Origin of the sequence: Streptomyces sp. B15 (genome assembly GCF_018070605.1) — a bacterium.
In the GTDB taxonomy this organism is placed as follows: Bacteria; Actinomycetota; Actinomycetes; order Streptomycetales; family Streptomycetaceae; genus Streptomyces; species Streptomyces smyrnaeus.
Map to the genome: position 1 here is coordinate 1 of NZ_JAGPXJ010000242.1, position 382 is coordinate 382.

1 protein-coding gene is annotated in these 382 nt (G+C 67.0%); it reads right to left on the reverse strand.

Features of this window, described 5'->3' with window-relative positions; translation table 11 throughout:
* Nucleotides 1–382 (reverse strand): MMPL family transporter (locus KBY19_RS36050; RefSeq protein ID WP_210967545.1); only part of this gene is annotated, 382 nt, incomplete at both ends.

The window sequence follows — 382 nt, forward strand, 5'->3', positions numbered from 1 at the left end:
GATGAGCGTCATGCGCACCACGAAGGCGTCGAAGAGCACGCCCGCGGAGAGCACGAAGCCGATCGAGGCGATCATCGGGTCACCGCTGAACACGAAGCCCATGAACACGCCGGTCATGATGAGCGCGGCGGCCACGACCACGCGGGCGCTGTGGTTGTAGCCCACGACCACTGCCGTCTTCCCGTCCCTGCCGTGGCTGAACGCCTCGCGCATGGCAGAGACCAGGAACATCTGGTAGTCCATGGCGAGCCCGAAGAGGATCCCGACCGCCAGGATGGGCAGGAAGCTCAGGATGGGCCCGGGCTCCGTCACGTTGAACAGCGAGCCCAGCCAGCCCCACTGGAACACGGCCACGGTGGCACCGAAGGCCGCGAGCAGGGAG